Origin of the sequence: Marmoricola endophyticus (genome assembly GCF_014644415.1) — a bacterium.
GTDB classification, from domain to species: Bacteria; Actinomycetota; Actinomycetes; order Propionibacteriales; family Nocardioidaceae; genus Marmoricola; species Marmoricola endophyticus.
Map to the genome: position 1 here is coordinate 571,374 of NZ_BMKQ01000001.1, position 25,683 is coordinate 597,056.

Genomic DNA, 25,683 nt, shown 5'->3' on the forward strand with positions numbered 1-25,683 from the left:
GTGGCGGGTGCTGGTCGCTCCCGGTGACGACACCGCGTCCGACCCGCCGTTGCGCGTGCGCCGTCTCGTGCTCCAGCTCGCCGCCGGCGTGATAGTCGCGCTCCTGGTCGTCACCCTCGGTGGCTCGCTGGCCTCGCGACGACTGGCCGAGCGTGAGTCGGTGAACGACGCGGCGGCCATGGCAGACGTGCTGGCCGAGGCGGTCGTGCAGCCCTCGCTCACCGACGCGCTCCTCGACGGTGACCCCGCAGCGGTGGCCCGTTTCGACCGGCTGGTGCGCACCCGTGTCCTGGGCGACGGCGTCGTCCGGCTGAAGATCTGGTCCCCCGAGGGCAGCATCGTCTACTCCGACCAGCCTGATCTCATCGGTCGACGCTTCGGTCTGGAAGAGGACGAGCGCGCCGTGCTCGACACGCCACGGACCGAGGCCGAGATCTCCGGCCTCAGCCGCCCCGAAAACGAGCTCGACCGCCGGATCGGCGCCCGACTGGTCGAGGTGTACCGCCCGGTGTGGACCGCCGCAGGGCGCGAGGCGCTGTTCGAGATCTACACCCCTTACAACCAGGTCAACCGGCGTACAGGACAGCTCTGGCGCGGGTTCGCGGGCGTCACCGTGTCGACCCTGCTGCTCTTCGTGGTGCTGGTCATCCCGGTGGTCGTCCACCTGCTGCGTCGCGTGCGCCGATCCCAGCAGCAGCGCGTCGTACTCTTGCAGCGTGCGGTCGACGCGTCCTCCGCCGAGCGGCGGCGCATCGCAGGAACCTTGCACGACGGGCCAGTCCAGGACCTCGCCGCCACCTCGTTCGCCGTCGCCGGCGCCACGGCGCGCGCGCAACGCTCCGGCCAGACGGCGTTGGCCAAGGACCTGCAGCAGGTGTCGGCCAGCGTCCGCACAAGCATCCGCGCGGTTCGCTCCCTGCTGGTCGACATCTACCCGCCGAGCCTGGCCCGATCAGGCCTGGCCGCTGCGCTCGGCGACCTGACCCAATCAGTGCGCGCCGACGACTTCAAGGTCGCTCTGAGGCTCGAGCAGGCGGCGGTCGACCAGCTAAGCACCCGGCAGCAGCGACTGGTCTTCCGGGTGGCGCAGGAGACGCTGCGCAATGCCGCCAAGCACGCTGCCCCCTGCTCTGCGCACCTCACCCTCGCTCGCTCGGGAACCGGCGTCGTGCTCGAGGTGAGCGACACCGGGCCGGGGTTCGACCTCGACCGGCAGCGCTGGTCCCGCGAGCCGGGTCACCTAGGCCTGCAGCTACTGACCGACCTGGTCTCCGGGTCGGGCGGCACCCTGGCGATCGCCACCGCACCGGGCGCAGGCACCCGATGGTCCCTGCGACTTCCCGAGGACGTGCGAGCCGGCGACACCGACGACGACGGCGACGTGGAGTCCGACCCCAGCTCCACCGGAGGAGACCGATGACCAGCACCACCGTCCTGCTCGCCGACGACCACGCGATGGTGCGCGCCGGGCTCGCCGGGCTGATCGACGCCACGGACGACCTGAGCGTCGTCGCCCAAGCCGCGGACGGCGCGGAGGCTCTCGCGGCGGTGGACCGCGCAGCACCCGACGTGGTGCTGATGGACCTATCCATGCCCGGCATGGACGGCGTCGCAGCCACGGCCGCGATCACCGCCGCCCACCCACACGTGCGCGTGGTGGTGCTGACGTCGTTCTCAGACCAGGCGCGGGTGGGCGCGGCCGTTGCGGCCGGAGCCATCGGATACCAGCTCAAGGACGCCGAGCCCGACCAGCTGCTCGCAGCCGTACGTGCCGCGGCTGCGGGCCACGCGCCGCTCGACCCGCGAGTCGCCTCGTCACTGCTCCCCGGCACCACGACGAGGTCGGCCGTCGCGATGAGCCCGCGCGAGGTCCAAGTGCTGCGGCTGGTCGCGCAGGGACGGGCCAACAAGCAGATCGCTCGCACTCTGGGGATCACCGAGCGCACCGTGAAGGCGCACCTGGGCAGCGTGTTCCGCCGGATTGGAGTCTCCGACCGCACGAGCGCGGCGATGTGGGCACGCGACCACCTCGACTAAGGGATGGAGCGGTAAACGAGCGCACGCACGCACGCACCGACTATGCACACGCTGGCGACCAGCTACCGACGAGGAACACAAGAAGGGCTCTCACAAACGATCGCTTCTGACCCTGCGCGGCGACCAGGCCGATGGCATCGCGTCACCGTAGAGCGATCCCGCTACGGCCAACGCCGGCGGGGCCTCATCACCAAGTTCTGAGCTCTCCATCGAGGTGCCCGCGGCGTCCCCGTCCCGGTGACCGAGTCCAGTCGGCGTCGGCCGGGCGATGATGGGCGGATGGCAGAACAGAAGAAGGCTCGCCGGATGCCGCCAGGAACTGTCTGGGTGACGCCGCTCAACGGTGCGCGCGAGCCAATGCGTGTCAGAGATGGCAGACAGGTCTGGCTCGTGGGGCGCACAGTGTTCGCTCGAGTGCCCCAAGTAGGTCAGATGGCGAATCTTGGTGGGGCTCTCGGACGGTTCACCCGCGTCACGATGGACGGTCTGGGTGGGATGGTTTGCGAGGTCGAGTCGCCCACTGTGGACTGGCCAGAACTGGTCGCTCGCGGGTACGGGATTGTGTTCAGCCAAGGTAGCCAGCGACCTACACCAGTCGTCGGTGAGCCGGAGTAGTAGGGACTCCGGACCTACGACTTTATGGGCGTGAGGGCACTTCACGTGCCGCGTGGAAAATCCCTAACGAGGATTAAGCCCGGTCTGTCTAACGACAGCTAGTGGCTGGGCCCGGGTACTAGAGCACTTCAACGATAGATTGGAGCAGTCATGGACTGGAGTTGGTTCCCTAACTTCGTCGGTTGGATTTGGCATTCCGCCTTCATCGGAGCCGGTCACCGGCGCACAGGGCCGCCGTCAACGTCATGGCCTCCGCAAGCCGTTCGCTCGCCGGGCGCACGCACTGCGCGACCGCTGCCGGGCCCTCGCCACCTTCGCCAACCAACGGAGCGACCGGTCTCCTAGGACTGACGTGACCCAAGCCGCGTCGTGCGATCACCGAGCAGGATGTGGGCGCCACTTGTGCGTCCCGATTCACGAACCACTTGCGGCGACGGTTCTTGTGGAGGTGCCGGCGGTGACGCCTTGTCCCGATACACCCGTCCGGTGAGCTTCCGGGGAAGGAACGCCATCTGGGCACGCCTCCGTCAGGTTGTGAAAGCGGCTCTCGGATGGGCCCTACTCGCCATAGAGGTGCTGATCTCCCGACCCGCGGGTTGGGTCGTGTGCGCGCCCGCGTTATCGCAGCTCGATCAACCGGTCGCCAGAACCAAGTGTCTCGATGATTGGCTCAATGAGCGGTTCGAACCATGCGAGCAGGGTCGCGCGTCGCGTGTTGCCAGCGCGGATCCAGACGACGGGCGGGGCCTTGCGGCCCGTCGCAGTCATATCGGCGAAGTCCTCGTCCTTGGTCACGATGACCGCGTCGTGCTCAAGCGCGAACCGCCAGATCTCGCGGTCCGTCGCGTCGGCTGGGCCGATGTCGGTGATGTGCTCTGCCTCGTGGCCGTGCTCGCGCAGAAGCGTGGCCAGGGCCGGCGGCAGTTGCGCGTCGACCAAGAACCGCATCGGTTCAGGAGGCGTCGACGACCGCGTGGTCGGCCTGAGCGGCGGCGTACGCGAGGCAGGCTCGGATGTCCTCGGACGTCAGATACGGATAGTCGTCGAGGATCTCCGCCTCGTCGGCGCCGGAGGCGAGCAGAGACAGTACGTCGGAGACCCTCATTCGCGTGCCCCGCACAGCAGGACGACCGTGCACGACCTCGGGATCAATCGCGATGCGGTCCAAGAGCGCCATGCCGGCAGCGTACCGAGAACAGTCGCGCGATGGTCTAGAGCGATTTCGTCCGCGACAACCCATCAAGCAGCGGCACACATGCTACGGATCCCCGCCGCTCACATCGACCTGTCCGACTGCCGACAGCCAAGATCTCCATCGCGCAGCAAATGAAGGGGGGACCAAGCTCAACGAAGTCACACACACCTCTTGCATCCAGGGCACGGCTCCGCCGGACGAAATTGCGTGGGCGCGCGTCCGCGGCCCTCTCCCGCTTACCTGAGCCCCCATCGACGCCAGCGCTCGCTGCTCGGTGAGTCCCGCCGGGGGGTGGCTGTGCACCACGATCCGCGTCGCGCGGCGGCGATCGGCAAGGGCTCGAGATGAGCGCACACCACGCTCGGAGGCCATTAGTGAGTGATGAGGGGCTAACGCCCAGGCACTCGCAAGGAGATCAAGGCATGACGAACAACGCAGAGCACGAGACCCAGCCGTCGCTGTGGGAAGCAACCGGAGAGCCGACGGCATCGGCGACCTCTCCGAGCCGGAATGCGAAGCACGTGATGGGATCCGGGCGGCGACCCACGATGCCGATGGAGTTCAGCGAGCTGTGGACGGTCGAGGAGGTCGCGAACTACCTCGGCGTGCCCAAGCAGACGATCTACTGCTGGCGGACCACCGGCTACGGGCCGCAGGGCTTCCGGGTCGGCAAGCACCTGCGGTGGCGCGCAGCCACGGAGATCGCCTGGACGGTCGAGATGGAGCAGCAGCAGTGATCGTCGAACGGTTGTGTCCGCGGTGCGGCACCGCGATGAATGAGGTGGTGCCCAGGCCGGCGGGCCGTCCGCGGCGTTGGTGCTCGGCCCGCTGCCGCCGCGCCGCCTCTGAGGAACGACGCGCGGCTGCCGCCGGTGCGATCGGCAAGGAGTTCGTGCCCGTGGAGCTCTCGCTCGAGGAGCACGTGCGCATCGTGCTGGACTCCCCCAAAGGCTGCCGCCGTGTGCTGCGCGGCATCCGCGAACGGACCAAGGCCGGGCTCCTGACCGACGCCCGCTGGGACGGCGTGAAAGGCGAGATCGACCGCATCCGCTTCGACCCCGTCCCCCGACCGAGGTGGGCGGACCGATGAGCCAACAGACCGACCGCCAGCGAGCCCGCCGCGACCGCTTCACGCCGCAGAAGAGCCGGGTACGCCGCCGTCACGCCGAGCGACTCGTCGCCCAGGTCCGCGACACCCGTGCCCAACGCGACGCCCTGGTCGCCGAGCTCGACCTTCGCGCTGGCCGCCTGCTGGCCGAGATCAAGGACATCGGATGGCCCACGCTGAGCGAGACCGCCGCAGCATGCGGGCTCCCCGTCCACGAAGCAGCACGACTGCGGCGCCTTCCACAACAAGCCGCAGAGACGGGCCCACCGTCCGTGCAGGCGCCTACTGTGAACGCCTCGACAGCAACGGCGGACGACGACCGGCGTCGAGCACCGTCGGACGAGGAGCAGGCGATGGCCGAGGGCACCAATCAAGACGGCGGGTCGCGACAGGCCGGTGCGAGGTACACGCCGAGGTCATCGTCGTGACAGGGCGACCAGCGATGCCGCCCGGTACCTGGGGAACCATCACGGTCTCCCGTGTCGCCAGTGGCAGCCACCAGGCCGAGGCGCGCTACCGCTCGTTCAGCGGGAGAGTCAGCAGAGAGCCCGCGGCGCTTCCGCCTCGGCCGCAAGGGCCGCGCTCGCACTCAAGCTGCGGTCCCTCAACGAGAGCAACGGCGTGAGCGACGAGCTCACCGGCGAGTCCACCATCGCCGACCTGGCCGAGCTGTGGCTCGCCGAGAAACAAGTGGCTGGGATCGCCGCCAACACGTTGCGCGGCTACCGCGGCGTCGTCGACAACCAGATCGTCCCGGCGATCGGACTCCGACCGATCGCCTCATGCCGCACCAGCGTCATCGACCGGGTGATCAAGACGCACGCCGAGACCGGCGCGACCGTGGCCAAGCTGCGCAACGCGCTGCGCCAGATGTTCGCGCTCGCAGTCCGCCACGACGTGCTCGCCGCCAACCCGGTGGACCAAGTTGCCCGGATCAGGCGCAGCAGACGATCCGTCGCAGTCCTCACTCCGGCCCAGGTCGGCGACCTGCGCGCTCACATCAACCGCACGATGGCCCTCAAGCGGTGTGGGCCGCCGATGACCGACGACCTGCGCGACATCGTCGACCTGCTGCTCGCCACCGGGTGCCGGATCGGTGAGATCCTCGCGCTGACCTACGACGCCGTCGACCTCGCCAGCGACCTGCCCACCCTGACCGTCTCCGGCACCGTCGTCACCGAGACCGGCAGAGGCACCTTCCGACAGCCCTGGCCGAAGACCGACGCCGGCCATCGGGTGCTGGCGCTGCCGCCCTTCGGGGTCAACGTGATCCTGCGCCGTCAGGTGGAGAAGCCGGCCAACCCGATCAACGCAGTGTTCGCCACCCGCACAGGCATCTGGCACCAGGTCGCCAACCTCGAGACCAAGTGGGGCCGACTGGTGCACGGCACCGAGTTCGACTGGGTGACCTTCCACGTCTTCCGCAAGTCGGTCGCCACCGCCATCGACCTCGCCACCGACACCCGGGCCGCAGCCGCGCAGCTGGGTCACAGCAGCGAGGCGATCACCGCGCAGTACTACGTCGCCAAGGCCAAGCAGGCGCCCGACCTGCGCGAGCACCTGCAGGTGTTCGGCGCCGACCGGCACTGACCACGAGCGACCCGGGCGTTCGAGTTTCCGCCCACTTTTCGCCCACCTCGAGCGACTTTAGTCGAATCCTCGAGGCCCCTCTGACCCGCATCTCAGCAGGTCAGAGGCGGTTCGTGTGGTCGGGCTGACAGGATTTGAACCTGCGACCCCTTGACCCCCAGTCAAGTGCGCTACCAAACTGCGCCACAGCCCGATGCCGCGTCGTTCTCAGCGGCCGGAGAGCACACTACCGCAGCGCGGAGCCAGTTCGGACCACGGGCCTGAGTGCCGCCTGTGACGTCTCAGGGACTTCCTCCAGGCTCCACAGCGACCGCACAGCGGCCCCTCGGCGTCCTCTTCCCCCGCAGCGGTGTGCTGGGTCCACCGAACCTCGAGGAGGACCCATGACCCACTCCCGCACGTCGCGCCGCCTGCTCCGTTCCGCCGTCGGCGCGTCCGCCGCGGTCCTCCTCGCCGGGGGTACGACGCTCGCCGTCGGCTCCGCCGTGGCCGACGGCGTCGACGGCACGCACAGCGAGCGGACCACCGCGATCGCACGCCCCGACAACCGCGCGTTCCCCGGCTCCGGTGCCGTCGTGCGCCGCGGCACGCAGAGCGCCTCGCAGGAGGCCGACGACACCCAGGTCGCCGGCCTGGTGCGGATCCAGACCGAGGTCGACTTCGGGGAGGGCGAGGCAGCCGGCACCGGCATGGTGCTGACCTCCGACGGCGAGGTGGTCACCAACCACCACGTCGTCGCCGGCGCGACGGCGATCGAGGCCACGGACATGGCGACGGGGCGGACGTACACCGCCCGCGTCGTCGGCACCGACGCCTCCGACGACGTCGCCGTGCTCCGGCTCGAGGACGCCTCCGGCCTGACCACGGTCCGTACCGACACCGACGGCTTGTCGGTCGGCGACGCGGTCACCGCGGTCGGCGACGCCAACGGGACCGCGGACCTCAGCTCCGCCGCGGGCACCGTCACGGCACTGGACCGGTCGATCACGACCCAGTCGGAGCAGACCGTCCAGGGCGAGCGCCTCACCGGCCTGATCGAGCTCGACGCAGACGTCATCTCCGGCGACTCCGGCGGCGCGACGTACGACGCCGAGGGCGAGGTGGTCGGCATGACCACCGCCGCGTCCAGCGGCAGCGCGGAGGTCACCGGCTACGCGATCCCGATCGACCGGGTGCTCGCCGTGGCGGACGACCTGAGCGACGGGGTCAGCGGCGCCGACTACACCTACGGTCTCCCCGCCTTCCTCGGTGTGGCCCTCGGGCAGGGCGGCACGCTCGCCGGGGTGTACGACGACTCGGCCGCCGCGTCCGCGGGACTCGCCGCGGGCGACACCATCACCGCGATCGACGGCACATCGGTGTCCGGCACCTCCGGGCTGAGCCGCGCGATCGCCGCCCACTCCCCAGGCGACGAGGTGTCGCTGACCTGGACCGACCAGGCCGGGGCGTCGCACGACGCCACCGTCACCCTCGGCGACGGCCCGGTCGCCTGAGCTGCTTCCCTCGGTGGGCGTGCGCACCCCCCGGCGTCGTCCACCGAGGGAGGCGCACGCCGAGGCCCCACGAGGGGCCGGGTCAGCGGCGCCCGCGCTTCTCGCGGGGCTTCTGCTGGATCAGGACGGGGGTGCCGACGAAGCCGTACTCCTCGCGCAGCCGCCGCTCGACGAAGCGCAGGTACGACGCCTCCAGCTTGCCGGAGGTGAACAGGACGAAGGTCGGCGGCGACGTCGAGGGCTGCGTGCCGAACAGGATCTTGGGCTGCTTGCCGCCGCGGACGGGGTGCGGGTGCTCGGCGACGAGGCGGCCGAGGAACGAGTTCAGCGCGCCCGTGCCGACGCGGGTCTCCCACCCGCCCAGCGCCGCGTCGAGCGCGGGGACCAGCCGGTCGATGTGCCAGCCGGTGCGCGCGGTGAGGTTGATCCGCGGCGCCCACTGGACCCGGACGAGGTCGCGCTCGATCTCGCGGTCCAGGTAGTAGCGCCGCTCCTCGTCGACCAGGTCCCACTTGTTGAAGGCGATCACCAGCGCGCGGCCGGCCTCCTGGACCGTGGCGATGATCCGCTGGTCCTGCTCGGAGATCGGCTGCGACCCGTCGACCACCAGGACGGCGACCTCGGCCCGCTCGATGGCGGTCGCGGTCCGCAGGGAGGCGTAGTACTCCTGCCCCGACGCCTCGCGCACGCGACGCCGGATGCCGGCGGTGTCGATGAAGCGCCACTCCCGCTCGCGGAGCACGACGAGCTCGTCGATCGGGTCGACGGTCGTGCCGGCCGCGTCGTCGACGACCACCCGGTCGGAGCCGACGAGCTTGTTCAGCAGCGAGGACTTCCCGACGTTCGGCCGTCCCACGATCGCCACCCGGCGAGGACCGCCGAGCTCCTCGAACGACTCCTGCGGGGTCGCCGGCAGCGCCCTGAGCACCGCGTCGAGCAGGTCGCCGGACCCGCGCCCGTGCAGCGCCGAGACCGGCTGCGGCTCGCCGAGCCCGAGGTTCCACAGCCCCGCCGCCTCGGCCTCGGTGCGCGCGTCGTCGACCTTGTTGGCGGCGAGGACGACCGGCTTGCCCGAGCGGCGCAGCACCTTCACGACCGCCGCGTCGGCGTCGGTGATCCCGACCCCCGCGTCGACCACGAACAGCACGGCGTCGGCCACCGACACCGCCACCTCGGCCTGGGCGGAGATCCGCTCGGCCAGCCCGCGCGCGTCCGGGTCCCAGCCGCCGGTGTCGACGACGGTGAAGGCGCGCCCGTTCCAGGTCGCGTCGTACGACACCCGGTCGCGCGTGACGCCGGGGCGGTCCTCCACGACCGCCTCACGCCGTCCGATGATCCGGTTCACCAGGGTCGACTTGCCCACGTTGGGGCGACCGACCACGGCCAGCACCGGGGTGGGCCCCTCGTCGGGGCCCGGCTCGTTGTTCTCGCTCACTGCTCTTCCTCGTCCTCTGTGACGTCCCTCGGCACCGGTCCCGGCGACGCGATGCCCGTACGTCGACGTGCCTGGCTCACGTGCCTGGCCAGCGCCTCGCGCACCTGCTCGGTCACCGCCGCGACGTCGGCCCGGCGACGCGGCCAGGGCCGCGCGGCGAACCGCAGGGGCTCGGCGTACTCGATCACGAACCGCGACCCCGCCGGCGGTACGGACCCCATCGTGCCACCCGGCACCCGGGTCCCGAGAAACGCGACCGGCAGGACCGGCGCCCCGGTGACGAGGGCGAGCCACCCGACCCCACCGCGAGCACGCTCCGCGGACCCGTCGCCGCGCGTGCCCTCCGGGAAGATCCCGACCGCTCCCCCGGCCCGCAGCACGGCCACGGAGGTCTTCAGCGCGAGCGGGTCGACCTCGAAGCGGTGCATCGGCACCTGACCGGCCCAGCGCAGGAACGCGGCCATGGGCGGCGAGGCGAACATCTCGGTCTTGGTCAGCGCGTGCAGCGGTCGTGGCGCGAAGATCGCCATCAGCGGCCCGTCCACCCACCCGGTGTGGTTGCCGGCGACGATCACCGGCCCGTGGGTCGGGAAGTGCTCGGCCCCGCGGACCTCGACGTCCCAGCGCCGACCGACCAGCCCCCGGGAGGCTCCGGCCAGGTGCTGCAGCGCCCACGTCCGGGGCCGTCGTACGCCCTCGGTCCGGGGGAGGTCCCCGTGCACGAACGGCTCGCTTCAGTCAACGGCGGCGCGCACCAGGTCGACGACCTGCGCGACCACCTCGTCGAGCGTGAACGACGTCGTGTCGATGTGCACGGCGCCCTCGGCCGCCACCAGCGGCGCCGACTCCCGACCCGAGTCCACGGAGTCGCGGCGCAGCAGACCTGCCGCGGTGTCGTCGATCGACCCGCCGCCGTTCTCGGCCGCACGCCGCTCCGCCCGGGCGGCGGTGTCGGCGGTCAGGTAGACCTTGACCGCCGCGCCCGGCGCCACGACCGACCCGATGTCGCGTCCCTCGACCACGATGCCGCCGCGGCCGATGATCCGACGCTGGAGCTCCAGGAGCTGCTCGCGCACGGCGCCGACCGCGGAGACCGCGGAGACCGCACCGGTGACGTCCGCCCCGCGGATCGCCTGCGAGACGTCCACGCCGTCCACCGTGATGGTCGGGTCCTCGGGGTCCTCGCCGGACTCGACGAGCGGCTCGCCCGCACGCGCCGCGACCGCGTCGGGGTCCTCGACCGCCACGTCATGGTCGAGCATCCACTGGGTCACGGCGCGGAACTGCGCACCCGTGTCGAGGTAGCGCAGGCCGAGGGCTCGCGCCACCCCGCGCGCGGTGCTGGACTTGCCCGAGCCCGAGGGACCGTCGAGGGCCACCACGACGGTGTCGAGAGCGGTCGTCCCACCCACGGGCGTCGGGGTGCCGGGGGCACCGGTCGGACCGACTCCTGTACTGCTCACGGCGGGGACCCTACCGTTGCACCGCCCAGTGGCGCGCCTCGAGCGCGTCCCGCAACCCCGCGGCCGACCGCTGCGCGACGTGCAGCTCGACGAGCCCGACCGGGCGGCCCGGGTCGTGGTCGATGCGCAGGTCCTCGATGTTCGTACCGATCGCGCTGACGTCACCGAACAGCCTCGCCAGCTCGCCCGGGTGGTCCGGGACGGAGACCGTGACGACCTCCACCGGCACCGCCTCGCCCCCGTGCTTGCCCGGGATCTCGGCCACGCCGTCGTTCCCGCGCCGCAGGTGGACCGCGAGCGCTGCCGGGTCGTCCAGCTCGCCGATCAGGGCGTCCAGGTCGCGGCGTACGTCGACCAGCAGCTCGCGCACGCTTCCGGCGTTGCCGACGATGATCTGCTGCCACAGCACCGGGTCGGAGGCGGCGATCCGGGTCACGTCGCGCACGCCCTGTCCGGACAGCGACAGCTCGGCCGGCTCGGCGCCCGCGAGGCGCGCAGCGGTGAGCACCGACATCAGGTGCGGCAGGTGGGACGTCCGCGCCACCGCACGGTCGTGCTGCTCGGGTGTCAGCGCCACCGGTACGGCGCCGCAGGTCGTGGCCAGCCGCTCCACCACGCGTACGCCCCCCTCCTCCGCGCGCGGGTGGGGTGTCACGGCCCACGGCCGTCCCTCGAAGAGCGAGGCGCTGGCGGCCAGCGGTCCCGAACGCTCGCTGCCCGCCATCGGGTGCCCGCCGACGTACCGCGCCACGTGCTCGGGCACCGCCGAGAGCACCTCGGCCAGCGGCTGCGCCTTCACCGAGCCCACGTCGGTCACGACCGCGCGCGGGGCCGCGGACAGCGCGCGGACCACCTCGACACCGACCACCGACGGCGGCACCGCCACCACGACCAGCGCGGGCTCGGCCCCCTCGGGGAGCGCGACGCCGGCGCCGAGACCGGCGGCGGTGCGCACGTTGTCGTCGTGGACGTCGGAGACCCAGACGGTCTCGCCCGCCCGGCTCAGCGCCAGTCCGACCGAGGTGCCCAGCAGGCCGGCGCCGACGACGTGCACCGGGCCGATCAGGTCGTGCTCGGTGTCTCGATGTGCCATGGCCGGGGTCTCAGGACGGGGTCCGCGCCGCGATGGCCTCGTGGTGGCGTACCACCTCGGCGACGACGAAGGTGAGGAACTTCTCGGCGAACTCGGGATCCAGCCGGGCGTCCTCGGCCAGCGAGCGCAACCGGGCGATCTGGGCGGCCTCGCGCTCGGGGTCGGCCGGCGGCAGCCCGTGCTCGGCCTTCAGCTCGCCCACGCGCTGGGTGATCCGGAACCGCTCGGCGAGCAGGTGGATCAGCGCAGCGTCCATGTTGTCGATGCTCTGGCGCAGGCGCAGCAGCTCGGCGCGGGCGGCATCGGTCCCGGCGTCTGGGGTACTCACGGCGGACACGGTAGTGCCAGGAGGCTCAGCGCCCCGAGAGGTCCAGCAGGGCACCGAGCTCGTCGGCGGTCAGCTCGCGCGACTCCCCCGGCCGCAGCCGCCCCAGGGCCACGGGTCCGAGCCGCGTGCGCGTGAGCCGGCGTACGGGGTGCCCGACGTGGTCCAGGAGCCGCCGCACGATCCGGTTGCGGCCCTCGTGGATCACCAGCTCGACGATGCTGCGCCCACTGGGCTCGTGCGAGGACACCAGCCGCACCGACGAGGGCTGCACCGGCCCGTCGTCGAGCCGTACGCCGTCGCGGAGCCTGCGCAGGGTCTGGTTCGCGACGACACCGTCGACCTCCGCGACGTAGGTCTTGTCGATCTCGTACGACGGGTGCGCGAGAACCTGGGCCAGGTCGCCGTCGTTGGTGAGCAGGATCAGCCCGTCGGTGTCGGTGTCGAGCCGGCCGACGTGGAACAGGCGCTCGGGGCGACCGGCGGTGTGGTCGCTCAGCGTCGGCCGGCCCTGCGGGTCGGACATCGTCGAGACCACGCCGCGCGGCTTGTTCAGCGCGAGGTAGGCGTGGGCGCTGACCGGCGGCAGCCGGCGACCCTGCACGCGGACCACCGCGGTCGTCGGGTCCACCTTCGTCCCCAGCCGGGTGACCACCTCGCCGTCGACCTCGACCTCACCGTCGAGCATCAGCTCCTCGCACTTGCGGCGTGAGGCGACCCCGGCCCGGGCGAGCAGCTTCTGCAGTCGGACGAGCCCGTCCTCGTCGACCGGCAGCTCCGCGGTCACGACCCGTCCTCCGGGCCCGCCTCGGCGGCGACGTCTCGCGCGTCCTGGCGGTTCTCCAGCGCGGCGATGTCCTCCTCGAGCTCCCCGAGGTCGGGCAGGTAGGGCGCCAGCTCGGGCAGGTCGGCGAGGGAGGTGATGCCGATCCGCTCGAGGAAGTAGCTGGTCGTGGCGTAGTGGTGCGCGCCGGTGATCTCGTCGACCCCGGCCTCCTCCACCAGCCCGCGGGCCAGCAGGGTGCGCATCACGCCGTCGACGTTGACCCCGCGGACGGCGGAGACCCGGGCCCGGCTGACCGGCTGCTGGTAGGCCACCACCGCGAGCGTCTCCAGCGCCGCCTGGGTCAGGCGGGCCTGCTGCCCCTCGAGCACGAACCGCTCGAGCACGGGCGCGTACGCCTCACGGGTGTAGTAGCGCCAGCCGCCGCCCACGCTGCGCAGCTCGAAGCCACGGCCCTGGTCGTCGTACTCGGTGGCGAGGGCGGTCAGCGCGGCCGTCACCTCCGACGTCGGGTAGCCGACGGCCGTGGCCAGGGTGACCTCGTCCATCGGCTGGTCGGCCACCATCAGCAGCGCCTCCAGCGCCGGGCGCAGCTCGGCGAGCGGGACGGCCAGCGTCTCCTCGGCCGGCTCCTGCCCGGTGGTCTCCTCGCTCATCGCTCCTCCTCGCTGTGCTGCGCGTCGGCTACGACGCCGTCCGGCACGTGCTCGCCGGGCGCAGCCCCGTCGGCCGCGGTCCCCTCGAACTCGTCGGTGATCTCGATCTCGCCCTCGTCGGTGCCGGTCCAGCGGATGGTCAGCTCGCCGAGGGGGGTGAGCTGGTCGAAGCTGACGACGTCCTCGCGGAACAGCTCCAGCAGCGCCAGGAAGCGCGCGACCCGGGTCAGCGTGTCGTCGGCGTCGCCGGCGAGCGCCCGGAAGGTCATCGTCTGCTGGCGCCGGAGCCGGTCCACCACCAGTGCGGTCTGCTCGCGCACGGAGACCGTCGGGGCGTGCAGGTGGGCGAAGGAGATGTCCGGCGGGGCGGGCTTCGGCTCCAGCGCCCGAGCGGCCAGTGCCGCGAACTCCTCCAGGCCGAGGCCGATCAGCACCTCGGGCAGCAGTCGCGCGAACCGCTCCTCCAGCCCGACCGCACGCGGGTGGCGCAGGCTCTCCTCGGCCATCCGCCGGCTGAGCACCCCGGCGACCTCCTTGTACGCCTTGTACTGCAGCAGCCGGGCGAAGAGCAGGTCGCGCGCCTCGAGCAGCGCCAGGTCCTCCTCGTCCTCGACGTCGCCCTGCGGGAGCAGCCGGGCCGCCTTGAGGTCGAGCAGCGTCGAGGCCACGAGGAGGAACGAGGTGGTCTGCTCGAGGTCCCAGACCTCGCCGGCCGCCTTGATGTGGGCGATGAACTCGTCGGTGACCTGGGAGAGCGCGACCTCGGTGATGTCCAGCTTGTGCTTCGCGATCAGGCTGAGCAGCAGGTCGAAGGGGCCCTCGAAGTTCTCCAGGCGTACGGCGAACCCACCCGTCGCGACCGAATCCTCCGGCGCGGTGTCCGTGGCCGGCACGAGCGCGCTCACTCGCCGCGCAGGCGGCGCACCAGCCGGCTCCGCTCGCCGTTCTCCTCCAGGTCGGCCAGCGCCATGCCCACCGCCTCGCGCACCAGCCGGCCGCGGTCGACCGCCAGCGCGTGGGTGCCGCGCAGGACGAGGCGGGCCTGCTCGATGGCCAGGAGCTCCTCGGAGGTGACGTAGACCGTCATCTTCTCGTCGTGGCGCACCCGGCCGCTCGGCTGGCGCGGCCCCTGCTCGGCAGGCTCCGGCACCGCGTCGGCCGCGGCAGGAGCCGGCTGCTCCGGGGCGGTCGGGCGGAACAGGTCGTCGGCGGTGGGCATGCTCACGCGGCGTGCCATCGAGACAGCACCTCCCTCGCCAGCCGGCGGTACGCGTCGGCGCCGCCGGAGGAGCCGGCGTACTGCGTGATCGGCTCACCGGCGACCGTGGAGTCGGAGAACTTCACGGTGCGGCGGATGACGGTGTGGAAGACGGTGTCGCCCCACGCCTCGACGAGCCGGGCCATCACCTCGCGGCCGTGCAGCGTGCGACCGTCGAACATCGTCCCGAGCACGCCGTCGATCCGCAGACGCGGATTGAGCCGCTCGCCGACCTTGTCGATCGTCGACTTCAGCAGGGCGACACCGCGCAGCGCGAAGTACTCGCACTCGAGCGGCACGATCACGCCGTCGGACGCGGTCAGGGCGTTCACCGTCAGCAGCCCCAGCGAGGGCTGGCAGTCGACCAGGATGACGTCGTAGTCCGGCAGCGCCGGCGCGAGCACGCGCTGCAGGGTCTGCTCGCGGGCGACCTCCTGGACGAGCTGCACCTCGGCGGCCGACAGGTCGATGTTGGAGGGCAGCAGGTCCATGCGCTCGACGCCGCTGGGCACCACGACGTCGGCGAGGCTGACCTCGCGCTCCATCAGCAGGTTGTAGACGGTGTGCTCCAGCTGGTGGGGGTTGAGCCCGAGGCCCACCGACAGCGAGCCCTGGGGGTCGAAGTCGACCAGCAGCACCCGGCGGCCCAGCTCGGCCAGCGCGGCGCCGAGGTTGATGGTGGTGGTGGTCTTGCCGACCCCGCCCTTCTGGTTGCACATCGCCACCACGCGGGCCGGGCCGTGACCGGTCAGCGGCGGCGGGTCGGGGATCTCGACCCGCGGACGCCCGGTCTCGTCGAGGTCGGAGGTCTCCGCGGTGGGTCCCGCGGTGCGAGGCGGACCGGCGTCGATCAGCGGCTCGTCCTCGTAGCTTGGTCCTGACGGGCTCATCGCTTCGCCTCCTGCTCTGACGGGCCGGCACGGGATCGAGTCGGCGAATGTCGACACGTCGATTCCGGCTCAGGACGCACTCAACCACGCCGGGACCCCGGCGAGCCGCACGCCCCCGGCGAGTCCGCGGCCCGTGCGCCGGTGGACCACCCGTGGTCACACCACCACGTCCTCGGAGCGCCTGTACGGCGGCGCGATCTCCCCTATCGTTCGCCTCGACGGGCGTCGTCGGGGGGAAGGGACCACCAATGCTGACCTGCCGGCTGTGCGGCGGCTCGGACCTGCGCAGCGTGCTCGACCTCGGGGCCACCCCGCCGTGCGAGTCGTTCCTCACCGCGGCGCAGCTGGACGAGCCGGAGCCGACGTACCCGCTCCACCTGCGCATCTGCGCCGACTGCCTGCTGCTGCAGATCCCCGCGCTGATCACGCCCGAGGAGACCTTCACCGAGTACGCCTACCACTCGTCGTTCTCCGACTCCTGGGTGCAGCACGCGAGGACGTACGTCGACGACGCCACCGTCCGTGCCGGCCTGGGGCCGGACTCCCTCGTCGTCGAGGTGGCCTCCAACGACGGCTACCTGCTGCGTCACGTCGTCGACGACGGGATCCGCTGCCTGGGCATCGAGCCGTCCGTGAACGTCTCCGAGGAGGCACGCCGGATCGGGGTTCCGACGCTGACCGCGTTCCTCTCCGAGGACGTCGCCCGCACCGTGCGCGCCGAGCACGGCCCGGCGGACCTCGTCACCGCGAACAACGTCTACGCCCACATCCCCGACCTCAACGGGTTCACCCGCGCGCTCAAGGCCCTGGTCGCCGACGACGGATGGGTCTCGATCGAGGTGCACCACGCGCTCCACCTGGTCGCCGAGGCCCAGTTCGACACGATCTACCACGAGCACTTCCAGTACTACACGGTCCTCACCATCCAGCGCGCGCTGGCGCGCGGCGGCCTGCGGGTCGTCGACGTCGAGCTGCTGGACACCCACGGCGGCTCGATCCGGGTCTGGGCGCGGCCCGAGGAGCTCGACGCCCCGGTCGCACCGGCCGTGGCGGAGGTGATCGCGACCGAGGCCGCTGCCGGCCTGGACACCGTCGAGGGTCATCTCGGACTGGCCGACCGCGTCGCCCAGATCCGCAACGACCTCGTCGCCTTCCTCATCGAGTGTGCCCGCGACGGCGTCCGCGTCGCCGGGTACGGCGCGCCCGGCAAAGGGAACACCCTGCTCAACTACTGCGGGATCCGCGCCGACCTGCTGCCGTGGATCGTCGACCGCAACCCCTACAAGCACGGCCGGTCCACCCCCGGGACGCGGATCCCGATCCGGTCGCCGGAGGCGATCGAGGAGGAGAAGCCCGAGGTGATCGTGGTCCTGCCCTGGAACCTGCGCACCGAGCTCGACGCCCAGCTCGCCCACACCGGCGACTGGGGCGCCCGGCTCGTCTACCCCCTGCCGCACCTGGACGTCTCCCCCGCCGGAGGCGCGCGATGAAGGTGGTGCTGTTCTGCGGCGGCTTCGGCATGCGGATGCGGGGCGACGGCGGGGAGGGGCTGCCCAAGCCCATGCAGCTCGTCGGGCCGCGACCGCTGCTGTGGCACGTCATGCGCTACTACGCCCACTACGGGCACACGGAGTTCATCCTCTGCCTCGGCTACGGCGGCCAGGCGATCAAGGAGTACTTCCGCGACTACGACCGCACCGCGTCGGCCGACTTCAAGCTCAGCAAGGGCGGCACGGTCGAGATCTTCGGCGACACCACGGACCTCGACTGGTCGGTCACCTTCGTCGACACCGGCCTGACGACCCCGATCGGCGAGCGGCTGCGCCGCGTACGCCACCACCTCGACGAGGGCGAGCCCTTCCTCGCCAACTACGCCGACGTGCTGACCGACGCGCCCCTGGACCAGATGGTCGCGACCTTCCAGGAGACCGGTGCGTCGGCCTCGATGATGGTCGTGCCGCCGCCGTCGTCCTTCCACTACGTCGAGTGCCCCACCCCGCCGTACGTCGCCGAGATCCACCGCGCGGCAGACCTCCCGCTGAGGGTGAACGGCGGCTACTTCGTCCTCGGTCCCGAGGTGTTCGACCACCTGCCGGAGAACGGCGACCTCGTCGAGGACGCCTGCGCCGGTCTCGCGGCACGCGGCACGCTGATCGCCCAGCAGCACGACGGGTTCTGGATGCCGGCGGACACGTTCAAGGAGCGTGCCGAGCTGGACGCACTGTGGGCGGCCGGCACGCGGCCGTGGGCCGTGTGGGAGCGACCGGCGTGATCCCGCTGTCCCTGGGCGGGCACGGTCCGGCTCGCGTGCGCCGAGTGGTCCTGGTCGGAGCACACTGCGACGACGTCGCCATCGGCGCCGGCGCGACCGTGCTGGCACTGGCGCGCGCGGTACCGGACCTCGAGGTGCGGGCACTGGTGCTCACCGGTGGGGGGACCGAGCGCGAGGCCGAGGAGCGCGCGGCGATGGACCGGATGGCGCCGCAGGCCGACCTCACCGTCCTCGACCTGCCGGACGGACGACTCCCCGACCACCGTGCGAGCGTCAAGGACGCGCTGCAGGTGATCGCCCGCGACGGGGCCGACCTCGTCGTCGCTCCCCAGGCCGCGGACGCGCACCAGGACCACCGGTTGCTCGGCGAGCTCGTCCCCACGTCGTTCCGTGACTCGCTGCACCTGGGCTACGAGGTCCTCAAGTGGGAGAGCGACCTGCCGCGCACGGCCGCCTACCTGCCCGTCCCCGACGACCTCGCTGCCGAGAAGGTCCGGCTGATCGAGGAGTGCTACCCCTCGCAGGCCGACCACGACTGGTTCGACCGGGAGTCCTTCCTGGCCCTGATGCGGATCCGTGGCGTGCAGTGCCACCATCGCTACGCCGAGGCGTTCTGCGTCGACAAGCTCGTCCTCTCGCTCCCGACCTGACCCCGACCCAAGGAACCTCGATGCGCGTCCTGCTCACCGGCCACCAGGGCTACCTGGGCACCGTCATGTCCCGCGTGCTCGCCGACGCGGGCCACGAGGTGACCGGCCTGGACACCGGACTGTTCGCCGACCGGGTCGTCGGTCCCGTCCCCGAGGACCCGCCCGGCCTGACGGTCGACCTGCGCGACGTCACCCCCGAGCACCTCGCCGGGCAGGACGCCGTGATCCACCTCGCAGCCCTGTCCAACGACCCCCTCGGTGCCCTGGACCCTGCGCTGACGTACGCCATCAACCACGAGGCGTCGGTACGCCTCGCGCGCGCGGCCAAGGGGGCAGGCGTCGGCCGGTTCCTCTACGCCAGCACCTGCTCGGTGTACGGCGCCGCCGGGGAGTCGCTGGTCGACGAGACCGCCGAGCTGCACCCGGTCACCCCGTACGCCGTCTCCAAGGTCGAGGTCGAGGCCGCGCTCTCCGACCTCGCCGACGAGACGTTCACGCCGGTCTCCCTGCGCAACGCCACGGCGTTCGGGTTCTCGCCGAGGCTGCGGGCCGACATCGTGCTGAACAACCTGGTCGGCTCGGCCGTGCTGACCGGCACGGTCCTCGTGCTCAGCGACGGGACCCCGTGGCGTCCGCTGGTGCACGCCGAGGACATCGCCACCTGCTTCGAGGCCTGCCTGACCGCACCTCGCGAGGCCGTGCACGACCAGGCGTTCAACGTCGGCGACGAGGCCAACAACGTGACCGTCGCCGAGATCGCCCAGCACGTCGCCGACGCGGTGGACGGGGCCGAGGTCGAGATCACCGGCGAGTACGGCGGCGACCCTCGCTCGTACCGCGTGGACTTCGCCAAGGTTCGGGCGGCCCTCCCGGGCTGGCGGGCGCAGTGGGACATCGCCCGCGGCGCGCGCGAGCTGGCCGACGCGTACGCCCGGCACGGCCTGACCGAGCGCGCGTTCGGTCACGACCAGGTGCGTCTCGAGGTGCTCCGCGAGCGTCTCGCTGCCGGCGAGGTCGACGCCGCCCTGCGGCCGGTCGGGCCCCGTGGCACCACGGCCGGCTCAGCCCCCGAGGCGTGAGACCAGGTGTGCCCAGCTCCCGGCGGCCCGGTCGCGCTCACTGACCACCGTGATCGGCTCCGGCCAGACCACCGCCAGCTCGGGGTCGAGGTGGTGGACCGCGAGGTCGTCCTCCGGCGCGTGCTCAGCGTCGATCCGGTAGCAGACGTCCGCCTCCGCGGTCAGGGTCTGGTGGCCGTGCAGGAAGCCGGCCGGGATGAACAGGTGCCGCATCTCGACGTCGTCGAGGCGGTGCGAGACCCAGTGCCCGAAGGTCGGCGACCCCGGCCGGGCGTCGACGACGACGTCGAGGACCGCACCCCGCGCACAGCGCACCAGCTTGGCCTCACCGGTCCCCCCGCGGCCGTGCAGACCGCGCACCACACCCTGCCGGGAGCGGGACTGCGAGTCCTGCACGAACGACCGCGGGTCGATCCCGGCCTCGGCCGCTGTGCGGTCGTCGAAGGTCCGGGAGAAGAATCCCCTCTCGTCGGCGTGCACCTCGGGCACCAGCACCAGCAGCCCGTCGAGTCGCGTCCGCTCCACCCGCATGAGGAGGATCCTGCCAGTGACCGCTGATCCCAACCCCGACTGCCGTGCCTGCGGCACGCCGTACGCCGACGGGCACGTGGTGCTCGACCTCGGCGAGGTCCCGGCCGCGGACCACTTCCCGGCGCCGGACGACCCCGGCCCCGACCCGCTCCACCCGCTGGCCATGTGGCTGTGCCCGGTCTGCGGGCTGGCACAGCTGGTGCGCGACGACACCTCCGCAGAGGAGCCCCTCGCCGTCGAGCCGCAGGCGCTGCGCGACCAGGCCGAGGACGCGGTCGCGAGGCTGCACGCATGGGGCCCCGTCGCCGAGCGGGTCGGCGGCAGCGTGCGGGAGTTCGGCTCGCCGCACGGCGGCTCCTGGCTCGGTCTCCTCGAGGACCGCGGCTGGCGGGCCGCTCAGGACGAGCCGGCCGACCTCGTGGTCGACACGTTCGGCCTCATGCACGAGGAGGACCAGGCCGCCGCGCTGCGCCGCCGGGTCGACTCGCTCGCCGACGACGGGGTCCTCGTGCTGGTCTTCCACAGCCTGGCCACCATCGTGACCCACGGCCAGTGGAGCTCGCTGCGGCACGGGCACGTCGGCTACTACTCGACGACCGCGCTCGCCGGGCTGCTCGAGGAGGTCGGGCTGACCGCGGTCACCGGCTGGACCTTCGACCTGTACGCCGGGACGATCGCGCTGGCGGCGACCCGCGCCGGCGTCCCCGAGCCGCCGCTCCTCGACATCCTCGGCGCCGAGGCCGACCTGGGGGTCACCGACCACGGCGCCGTCCGGCGCACGCTCCAGGGAGCCGCCGACGAGGAGTCCGAGGAGCTGAGGAGCGCACTCGCGCACGGCGGGCCCTGGCACGCGTACGGCGCGGCCTCCCGCGCCGTCGCCGTGCTCCAGCGGGCCGGCGCCACCCCGGATGAGCTGGTGGCCGTGGCCGACGCCTCACCCGGCAAGCAGGGACGTACGCTCCCCGGCTCGCGGATCCCGATCATCTCCCCCGAGGACCTGGTCGCCGCCGAGCCCGCGCGCGTGTGGCTGCTGCTTCCCGACCTGCGGGACGAGGTCGAGGCGACCTTCCCCGGCCTGCGCGGCCGCTGGTCGAGCCCGCTGACGTGATGACGTCCGCGTTCACCTGCTCAGCGCAACCACTCGAGGTCGGGTCGCGACGACGGCTCCCCACCCACCCTGCGGTCGCGCCAGGCCGAGACGACGAACAGTGCCCGGTGCCGCGCTCGTGCGCGTACGTTCGCCGCCCGGCCCGCCGCCCTGCGCCCGTAGCCGAGCTGCCAGCGGGGGTCGCTGCCGATCCGGTCGGTGAACACCTGCTGGTCGGCGTACTGCGCGGCGCTCAGCGCCGCGCTGATCGACGACGCCCCGAGCCGGAAGGCGGCCAGCGCCAGCGGGATGCCGAGGAACGAACCGTGCCGCAGCAGTCGTACCCACAGGTCGATGTCCATCGGGAACAGCAGCGAGGCGTCGAAGCCGTTCTCGGCGAGGAACTGCTCGCGCCGGAACATCGTGCACGCCGGCTCGCCGATCGGGTTGCCACCGCGTCGGACGACGCGCCTGACCGCGTCGCCACCCGCGTAGCGCCCGGAGAGGCCTCGCAGGCCGCGCGACGCGGCCACCAGCGCGCCGTCCTCGGAGATCATGTGCCGCTTGGCCGAGACCAGGGCGAGGCCCGGGTCCGCCGCCATCGCCTCGGCCTGCAGGCTCACCGCCCGCGGGTGGATCAGGTCGTCGGCGCAGACCACCTTGACGAGGTCGCCCGAGGCCTGCTCCACCAGACTGTTCCAGTTCGCCGCGATCGGCAGGAGCGTGTCGGTGTGCAGGACGCGCAGCCGGGGGTCGTCCAGACCCGCGAGGATCCGGGCGGTGCCGTCGGTGCTCTGGTTGTCCTGCACGAGGACCTCGAGGTGGGGGTAGTCCTGCGCGAGCACGCTCGCCATGGTCCGCGCGAGGTGCTTCTCGCCCTGGTGGACGGGAACGCACACGCTGACCTTCGGCCCCCTCATCGGGCAACCGTGTGCTCGTGCGCGCCGCGCCACCGCGAGAGGGGCACCCCGTGAGCCATGACCGGGACCTTATCCCTCCCGCGACCACGGACGCAGCGGACGAGCGTGCCTTCCTGACCGACGGCGTCTCGCTCGGCTTCTCGGCCGTCGCCAGTGCCCTGGTGGGACTGCTCGGCTGGCTGCTGGCAGCCCGGCTGCTGGACCCGACCGAGGTCGGTCGCGCCTCCGCCTTCGTCAACGCCTTCGTCTTCTGCGCCGGTGTCGCCGAGCTCGGGCTCGGGCAGGCGTGCCTGAAGTGGCTGCCGCGCGCGGGTGCACACACCCACCGGATCCTCACCCGGGTGTACGTCGGGGTGATCGCATCGGCACTCGTCGTGTCGGTCGTCTGGGGCGTGGCGACCCGCGGGAGCCTGAGCAGCCAGATGGGCCTCACCGCGCACTGGGCGGTGCTGCTCTTCGTGCTCGCGTCGCTGGCCTGGACCCTCCTCCACGTCCAGAACTTCGTCCTGACCGGGCTCGGCGCGGCCCGGTGGGTGCCGGTCGAGATGCTCACCTTCGGCGTCGCACGCATCGTCCTGCTGGTGGCCCTGGCCCACCCGTACGGTGCTCTCGGCGTCGTCTGGTCGTGGGTCGTCCCGACCGCCCTCGCCGTGCTGGTCCTCCTCGCCGTGCTGCTCGTACGACGCAGGCGGCTCGACGGCCGACCCGGGGAGCTGCCCACGCGGCAGGCCGCGGTGAGGATGGCCGGGTCCATCTACGTCTCCACCTTCGGCATGACGCTGATGATCAGCCTGGTGCCGCTGGTGGTCACGGCGACGTACGGGCCCGCCCTCGGCGCCGTGTTCTTCATCGTCTGGAACGGCGTGGCCGCCATCGAGCAGGCGGCCGCGGGCTTCGCGAGTGCGCTCGTGGTCCGGCTGAGCGGAGACTCCGTCGTCCTCCTCCGGCAGGCGCTGCGGCGGGTGCTGCCGCTCTTCGGAGTACCGCTGCTCCTCGCGGCGGCCGTGTCCGCACCGCTCCTGCACGTCTTCGGCGGCACCTACCCCGCCGAGGGGACCACGCTGCTCCGCCTGGTCTGCCTCGGCCTGCTGGTCCGCGTGATCGGCTCGATGGTCGTCGGCATCCACCTCGCGGCCGACCGCACGGTACGTCTGGTGCTCGTCAACACGGTGCCGGCGCTCGCCATGGTGCTGGCCGTCGTGACCCTCCCGGTGCACGGGTCGCTGACGCTCCTGGGTGTCGCCTACGTCGTGATCCAGGTGGTCGTGAGCGGCGCAGCCGTCCTCGACCTCGCCCTGGCCCGTGACCCCGGCAGTGCCGGCGGGCGGGTGCCGGCCGACGAGCGCTGAAGGGCCGCAGGCACGAGGGCTCGGGGGCGTGCGACGACAGCCGTCTCGTCGCCTGTCATTGCCGTCCGCGGGCGGGCAGGACTCTGCTAATTTTCGTGTCGTTCACATCGAGCGTGGGCGTCTCGTCACGACCGCTCGGCCACGACAGGGGATGCGGTGTCAGTCGGAACGCCACAGCCGGGCAGCAGCACCGCGAGCCCGCTCAACGTCACCTACCGCATGGACCGGGTGCAGCCGTACCTCCACGGCCGCTGGCTGGACTTCGGGTGCGCGGACGGTGGCTACGTCGCCGAGATGCTGCAGCGCGGGGCCGAGAGCGTCGACGGCGTCGACGTGATGGAGGAGCGGATCGCCGAGGCGCTGACCCGCGACCTCCCGGGAGCGACGTTCCAGGCCTTCGACGGCTCGCGCCTGCCGTTCGAGGACGCCCGCTTCGACGGCGTCTTCATGAACGAGGTGCTCGAGCACGTCGCGGACGAGGGCGTGGCGCTCTCGGAGATCGCCCGCGTGCTGCGCCCCGGCGGCCGCCTGCTGCTGATGAGCCCCAACCGCTGGTTCCCGGTGGAGGGGCACCGCCTGGTCGTCCGCGGCAAGGAGATCAACAGCCCGAGCCCCCTCGTCCCCTGGCTGCCGGACCGGATGACCCGCCCGGTCCGCACCGCACGCAACTACTGGCCCCGTCAGATGCGTCGTCTCGTGCAGCGCGCCGGCCTGCACGTCGACGGCGTCGAGTTCGTCTGGCCGGTCCTGGAGTACTACCCGTGGCTGCCCGCCCGGGGGATCGCGTTCTACCAGCGCCACTTCCGGTCCTGGGACCACCTGCCCGGCATCCGTCGCTTCGGGGTGTCCACGATGATCGTCGCGACCAAGCCCTGACTCCTCCGGGACCGGCTCAGCCGAGCGCACGCGGGTGCGCCGCCGCGTACACCTCCCGCAGCGAGTCGACCGTGACCAGCGTGTAGATCTGCGTGGTGGTCACCGAGGCGTGCCCCAGCAGCTCCTGCACGACACGGACGTCGGCCCCACCCTCCAGCAGGTGCGTGGCGAAGGAGTGCCGCAGCGTGTGCGGCGAGACCTCAGCGGTGATCCCCGCCCGCTCGGCCGCGCGGACGATCACCGTCCACGCGCTCTGCCGCGACAGCCGCCCGCCGCGCGCGTTGAGGAACAGTGCCGGGCTCCCCCGCCCGGCCGAGACGAGGTCGGTGCGGGCCGCGCGTACGTACCCACCGACCGCGTCGGCCGCGAAGCTGCCCACCGGGACCACCCGCTCCTTGCCGCCCTTGCCGTGCAGCAGCACGACCGCCTGGTCGGCGTCCATCGCGTCCAGGTCGAGGTCGTCGACGTCGAGCCCGACCACCTCCGAGATCCGGGCACCCGTGGCGTAGAGGAGCTCGAGCAGCGCGCGGTCACGCCGGGCCAGGGCCGTGCCCGGCGCCCCGGCGGCCTCGATCAGCGCCTCGACGTCCGAGGTGGACAGCGCCTTCGGCAGACGCTTGGCCGGCGCCGGTGGGCGCACCCGTGCGGCCGGGTCCCGTCCGGCGAGGTCGTCGCGCACGGCGAACCGGTGGAACCCTCGGACGGCCACCACCGCGCGCCCCGCCGAGGACGCGCTGAGCGGTGGGTGCTCGTCGTCGCCCTCGCGCAGCGCCATCAGGAACTCGGTCACCGTCGTCTCCTGGACCTCGTCCAGGCTGGTCACCCCGTGGTGCTGCAGGTGGGCCAGGTAGCGCCTGAGGTCGCGTCGGTACGACGCGAGCGTGTTGCGCGCCAGGCCCCGCTCGACGCCGAGGTGGTCGAGGTAGGTGCGGACCGCCCGCTGCAGCTCGGCCCCCGACGCGTCGCCGACCACCGGC

At 72.2% G+C, this 25,683-nt stretch carries 29 protein-coding genes and 1 tRNA gene; 14 read left to right on the plus strand and 16 right to left on the minus strand.

Annotated features, from left to right (window positions below):
- The first annotated feature begins 7 nt into the window (after positions 1-7).
- Together IEX42_RS02825 and IEX42_RS02830 are read left to right on the plus strand one after the other, a co-directional pair.
- Positions 8-1,420: a sensor histidine kinase gene (locus IEX42_RS02825; protein WP_188778032.1), complete on the plus strand. Its 1,413-nt coding sequence runs from the start codon at positions 8-10 to the stop codon at positions 1,418-1,420.
- The gene (locus tag IEX42_RS02830) at positions 1,417-2,037 is read left to right on the plus strand and encodes a response regulator (RefSeq protein WP_188778034.1); all 621 of its coding nucleotides are present in this window, start codon (positions 1,417-1,419) and stop codon (positions 2,035-2,037) included. The genes IEX42_RS02825 and IEX42_RS02830 overlap by 4 nt, the downstream gene beginning before the upstream one ends.
- Before the next feature lie 1,233 nt (positions 2,038-3,270).
- Here IEX42_RS02830 and IEX42_RS02835 read toward each other — a convergent pair.
- Positions 3,271-3,600 carry a DUF5615 family PIN-like protein gene (locus tag IEX42_RS02835; protein WP_188778036.1) on the minus strand — a complete coding sequence of 110 codons (330 nt, stop codon included), beginning with the start codon at positions 3,598-3,600 and terminating at the stop codon, positions 3,271-3,273.
- A gap of 4 nt (positions 3,601-3,604) precedes the next feature.
- Positions 3,605-3,829 carry a DUF433 domain-containing protein gene (locus IEX42_RS02840; protein WP_188778038.1) on the minus strand — a complete coding sequence of 75 codons (225 nt, stop codon included), beginning with the start codon at positions 3,827-3,829 and terminating at the stop codon, positions 3,605-3,607.
- 440 nt (positions 3,830-4,269) lie between these two features.
- Between IEX42_RS02840 and IEX42_RS18040 the strand changes: the two genes are divergently transcribed.
- From IEX42_RS18040 to IEX42_RS02860, 4 genes are all read left to right on the plus strand, one after another.
- Positions 4,270-4,584 (plus strand): helix-turn-helix transcriptional regulator, encoded by a 315-nt coding sequence (locus IEX42_RS18040; RefSeq protein ID WP_229660543.1) that lies wholly within the window; start codon positions 4,270-4,272, stop codon positions 4,582-4,584.
- A complete protein-coding gene (locus tag IEX42_RS02850; RefSeq protein ID WP_188778040.1) occupies positions 4,581-4,937 on the plus strand; it encodes a hypothetical protein in 357 nt (118 codons plus the stop codon). The genes IEX42_RS18040 and IEX42_RS02850 overlap by 4 nt, the downstream gene beginning before the upstream one ends.
- Positions 4,934-5,383 carry a hypothetical protein gene (locus IEX42_RS02855; protein ID WP_188778042.1) on the plus strand — a complete coding sequence of 150 codons (450 nt, stop codon included), beginning with the start codon at positions 4,934-4,936 and terminating at the stop codon, positions 5,381-5,383. The genes IEX42_RS02850 and IEX42_RS02855 overlap by 4 nt, the downstream gene beginning before the upstream one ends.
- Positions 5,384-5,576: 193 nt before the next feature.
- Positions 5,577-6,545, plus strand: a complete 969-nt coding sequence (locus tag IEX42_RS02860; protein ID WP_188778044.1) for a site-specific integrase — start codon at positions 5,577-5,579, stop codon at positions 6,543-6,545.
- A 116-nt stretch (positions 6,546-6,661) separates the two neighbouring features.
- Here IEX42_RS02860 and IEX42_RS02865 read toward each other — a convergent pair.
- A tRNA-Pro gene (locus IEX42_RS02865) sits at positions 6,662-6,738 on the minus strand.
- 190 nt (positions 6,739-6,928) lie between these two features.
- Here IEX42_RS02865 and IEX42_RS02870 point away from each other — a divergent pair.
- The gene (locus tag IEX42_RS02870; protein ID WP_188778046.1) at positions 6,929-8,038 is read left to right on the plus strand and encodes a S1C family serine protease; all 1,110 of its coding nucleotides are present in this window, start codon (positions 6,929-6,931) and stop codon (positions 8,036-8,038) included.
- Between the two features lie 82 nt (positions 8,039-8,120).
- On the opposite strand, the gene der is transcribed toward IEX42_RS02870, so the two are convergent.
- Genes der through IEX42_RS02920 form a run of 10 tightly spaced genes read right to left on the minus strand, consistent with a single transcriptional unit; the run spans position 8,121 to position 15,942 of the window.
- The gene (gene der / locus IEX42_RS02875; protein ID WP_188778048.1) at positions 8,121-9,473 is read right to left on the minus strand and encodes a ribosome biogenesis GTPase Der; all 1,353 of its coding nucleotides are present in this window, start codon (positions 9,471-9,473) and stop codon (positions 8,121-8,123) included.
- Entirely contained in the window at positions 9,470-10,195 is a 726-nt protein-coding gene (locus IEX42_RS02880) for a lysophospholipid acyltransferase family protein (RefSeq protein ID WP_188778050.1), read from the minus strand. Before IEX42_RS02880 ends, der begins: the two co-directional genes overlap by 4 nt.
- A gap of 12 nt (positions 10,196-10,207) precedes the next feature.
- Entirely contained in the window at positions 10,208-10,936 is a 729-nt protein-coding gene (gene cmk, locus IEX42_RS02885; RefSeq protein WP_229660544.1) for a (d)CMP kinase, read from the minus strand.
- A 10-nt stretch (positions 10,937-10,946) separates the two neighbouring features.
- On the minus strand, positions 10,947-12,029 hold the full coding sequence (locus tag IEX42_RS02890; protein WP_188778052.1) for a prephenate dehydrogenase: 1,083 nt from the start codon (positions 12,027-12,029) through the stop codon (positions 10,947-10,949).
- A 10-nt stretch (positions 12,030-12,039) separates the two neighbouring features.
- Positions 12,040-12,357, minus strand: a complete 318-nt coding sequence (locus tag IEX42_RS02895) for a chorismate mutase (protein WP_268236423.1) — start codon at positions 12,355-12,357, stop codon at positions 12,040-12,042.
- Positions 12,358-12,382: 25 nt separating this feature from the next.
- Complete coding sequence (locus IEX42_RS02900) at positions 12,383-13,141, minus strand: pseudouridine synthase (RefSeq protein WP_229660545.1); 759 nt, start codon at positions 13,139-13,141, stop codon at positions 12,383-12,385.
- Positions 13,138-13,794: an SMC-Scp complex subunit ScpB gene (scpB, locus tag IEX42_RS02905; protein ID WP_188778055.1), complete on the minus strand. Its 657-nt coding sequence runs from the start codon at positions 13,792-13,794 to the stop codon at positions 13,138-13,140. The genes IEX42_RS02900 and scpB overlap by 4 nt, the downstream gene beginning before the upstream one ends.
- Positions 13,791-14,687 carry a segregation and condensation protein A gene (locus IEX42_RS02910; RefSeq protein ID WP_229660546.1) on the minus strand — a complete coding sequence of 299 codons (897 nt, stop codon included), beginning with the start codon at positions 14,685-14,687 and terminating at the stop codon, positions 13,791-13,793. Before IEX42_RS02910 ends, scpB begins: the two co-directional genes overlap by 4 nt.
- Positions 14,688-14,695: 8 nt before the next feature.
- Entirely contained in the window at positions 14,696-15,031 is a 336-nt protein-coding gene (locus tag IEX42_RS02915) for a hypothetical protein (protein WP_188778059.1), read from the minus strand.
- Entirely contained in the window at positions 15,016-15,942 is a 927-nt protein-coding gene (locus IEX42_RS02920) for a ParA family protein (protein WP_188778061.1), read from the minus strand. The genes IEX42_RS02915 and IEX42_RS02920 overlap by 16 nt, the downstream gene beginning before the upstream one ends.
- A gap of 248 nt (positions 15,943-16,190) precedes the next feature.
- Here IEX42_RS02920 and IEX42_RS02925 point away from each other — a divergent pair, with 248 nt between their 5' ends.
- Genes IEX42_RS02925 through IEX42_RS02940 form a run of 4 tightly spaced genes read left to right on the plus strand, consistent with a single transcriptional unit; the run spans position 16,191 to position 19,943 of the window.
- Positions 16,191-17,432 carry a class I SAM-dependent methyltransferase gene (locus tag IEX42_RS02925; RefSeq protein WP_188778063.1) on the plus strand — a complete coding sequence of 414 codons (1,242 nt, stop codon included), beginning with the start codon at positions 16,191-16,193 and terminating at the stop codon, positions 17,430-17,432.
- Positions 17,429-18,214, plus strand: coding sequence for a glycosyltransferase family protein (locus tag IEX42_RS02930; RefSeq protein ID WP_188778064.1), 786 nt, complete (start codon positions 17,429-17,431; stop codon positions 18,212-18,214). Before IEX42_RS02925 ends, IEX42_RS02930 begins: the two co-directional genes overlap by 4 nt.
- On the plus strand, positions 18,211-18,864 hold the full coding sequence (locus IEX42_RS02935) for a PIG-L deacetylase family protein (protein WP_229660547.1): 654 nt from the start codon (positions 18,211-18,213) through the stop codon (positions 18,862-18,864). Before IEX42_RS02930 ends, IEX42_RS02935 begins: the two co-directional genes overlap by 4 nt.
- A 20-nt stretch (positions 18,865-18,884) precedes the next feature.
- A complete protein-coding gene (locus IEX42_RS02940; RefSeq protein WP_188778066.1) occupies positions 18,885-19,943 on the plus strand; it encodes an NAD-dependent epimerase/dehydratase family protein in 1,059 nt (352 codons plus the stop codon).
- Here the strand turns inward: IEX42_RS02940 and rfbC are convergent.
- Complete coding sequence (gene rfbC / locus IEX42_RS02945) at positions 19,926-20,474, minus strand: dTDP-4-dehydrorhamnose 3,5-epimerase (protein ID WP_188778068.1); 549 nt, start codon at positions 20,472-20,474, stop codon at positions 19,926-19,928. The two genes, IEX42_RS02940 and rfbC, sit on opposite strands and share 18 nt — an antisense overlap.
- Before the next feature lie 16 nt (positions 20,475-20,490).
- Between rfbC and IEX42_RS02950 the strand changes: the two genes are divergently transcribed.
- A complete protein-coding gene (locus IEX42_RS02950) occupies positions 20,491-21,582 on the plus strand; it encodes a methyltransferase domain-containing protein (RefSeq protein ID WP_229660548.1) in 1,092 nt (363 codons plus the stop codon).
- 20 nt (positions 21,583-21,602) lie between these two features.
- Here IEX42_RS02950 and IEX42_RS02955 read toward each other — a convergent pair whose 3' ends face one another.
- On the minus strand, positions 21,603-22,481 hold the full coding sequence (locus IEX42_RS02955) for a glycosyltransferase family 2 protein (protein ID WP_188778072.1): 879 nt from the start codon (positions 22,479-22,481) through the stop codon (positions 21,603-21,605).
- A 50-nt stretch (positions 22,482-22,531) separates the two neighbouring features.
- Between IEX42_RS02955 and IEX42_RS02960 the strand changes: the two genes are divergently transcribed.
- Entirely contained in the window at positions 22,532-23,830 is a 1,299-nt protein-coding gene (locus IEX42_RS02960; RefSeq protein ID WP_188778074.1) for a lipopolysaccharide biosynthesis protein, read from the plus strand.
- Between the two features lie 156 nt (positions 23,831-23,986).
- A complete protein-coding gene (locus tag IEX42_RS02965; protein WP_229660549.1) occupies positions 23,987-24,706 on the plus strand; it encodes a class I SAM-dependent methyltransferase in 720 nt (239 codons plus the stop codon).
- A gap of 16 nt (positions 24,707-24,722) precedes the next feature.
- On the opposite strand, the gene xerD is transcribed toward IEX42_RS02965, so the two are convergent.
- Positions 24,723-25,679 (minus strand): site-specific tyrosine recombinase XerD, encoded by a 957-nt coding sequence (gene xerD / locus IEX42_RS02970; protein ID WP_188778076.1) that lies wholly within the window; start codon positions 25,677-25,679, stop codon positions 24,723-24,725.
- Between the last annotated feature and the right edge of the window lie 4 nt (positions 25,680-25,683).

Bases quoted from the DNA above. Each gene is read 5' to 3' on its own strand.
- IEX42_RS02930 (WP_188778064.1), top strand. From the start codon at position 17,429: ATGAAGGTGGTGCTGTTCTGCGGCGGCTTCGGCATGCGGATGCGGGGC.
- IEX42_RS02955 (WP_188778072.1), bottom strand. From the start codon at position 22,481: ATGAGGGGGCCGAAGGTCAGCGTGTGCGTTCCCGTCCACCAGGGCGAG.
- IEX42_RS02835 (WP_188778036.1), bottom strand. From the start codon at position 3,600: ATGCGGTTCTTGGTCGACGCGCAACTGCCGCCGGCCCTGGCCACGCTT.
- IEX42_RS18040 (WP_229660543.1), top strand. From the start codon at position 4,270: ATGACGAACAACGCAGAGCACGAGACCCAGCCGTCGCTGTGGGAAGCA.
- IEX42_RS02840 (WP_188778038.1), bottom strand. From the start codon at position 3,829: ATGGCGCTCTTGGACCGCATCGCGATTGATCCCGAGGTCGTGCACGGT.
- IEX42_RS02855 (WP_188778042.1), top strand. From the start codon at position 4,934: ATGAGCCAACAGACCGACCGCCAGCGAGCCCGCCGCGACCGCTTCACG.
- IEX42_RS02925 (WP_188778063.1), top strand. From the start codon at position 16,191: ATGCTGACCTGCCGGCTGTGCGGCGGCTCGGACCTGCGCAGCGTGCTC.
- IEX42_RS02870 (WP_188778046.1), top strand. From the start codon at position 6,929: ATGACCCACTCCCGCACGTCGCGCCGCCTGCTCCGTTCCGCCGTCGGC.
- IEX42_RS02920 (WP_188778061.1), bottom strand. From the start codon at position 15,942: ATGAGCCCGTCAGGACCAAGCTACGAGGACGAGCCGCTGATCGACGCC.
- scpB (WP_188778055.1), bottom strand. From the start codon at position 13,794: ATGAGCGAGGAGACCACCGGGCAGGAGCCGGCCGAGGAGACGCTGGCC.
- IEX42_RS02940 (WP_188778066.1), top strand. From the start codon at position 18,885: ATGCGCGTCCTGCTCACCGGCCACCAGGGCTACCTGGGCACCGTCATG.
- IEX42_RS02890 (WP_188778052.1), bottom strand. From the start codon at position 12,029: ATGGCACATCGAGACACCGAGCACGACCTGATCGGCCCGGTGCACGTC.
- IEX42_RS02915 (WP_188778059.1), bottom strand. From the start codon at position 15,031: ATGGCACGCCGCGTGAGCATGCCCACCGCCGACGACCTGTTCCGCCCG.
- IEX42_RS02830 (WP_188778034.1), top strand. From the start codon at position 1,417: ATGACCAGCACCACCGTCCTGCTCGCCGACGACCACGCGATGGTGCGC.
- rfbC (WP_188778068.1), bottom strand. From the start codon at position 20,474: ATGCGGGTGGAGCGGACGCGACTCGACGGGCTGCTGGTGCTGGTGCCC.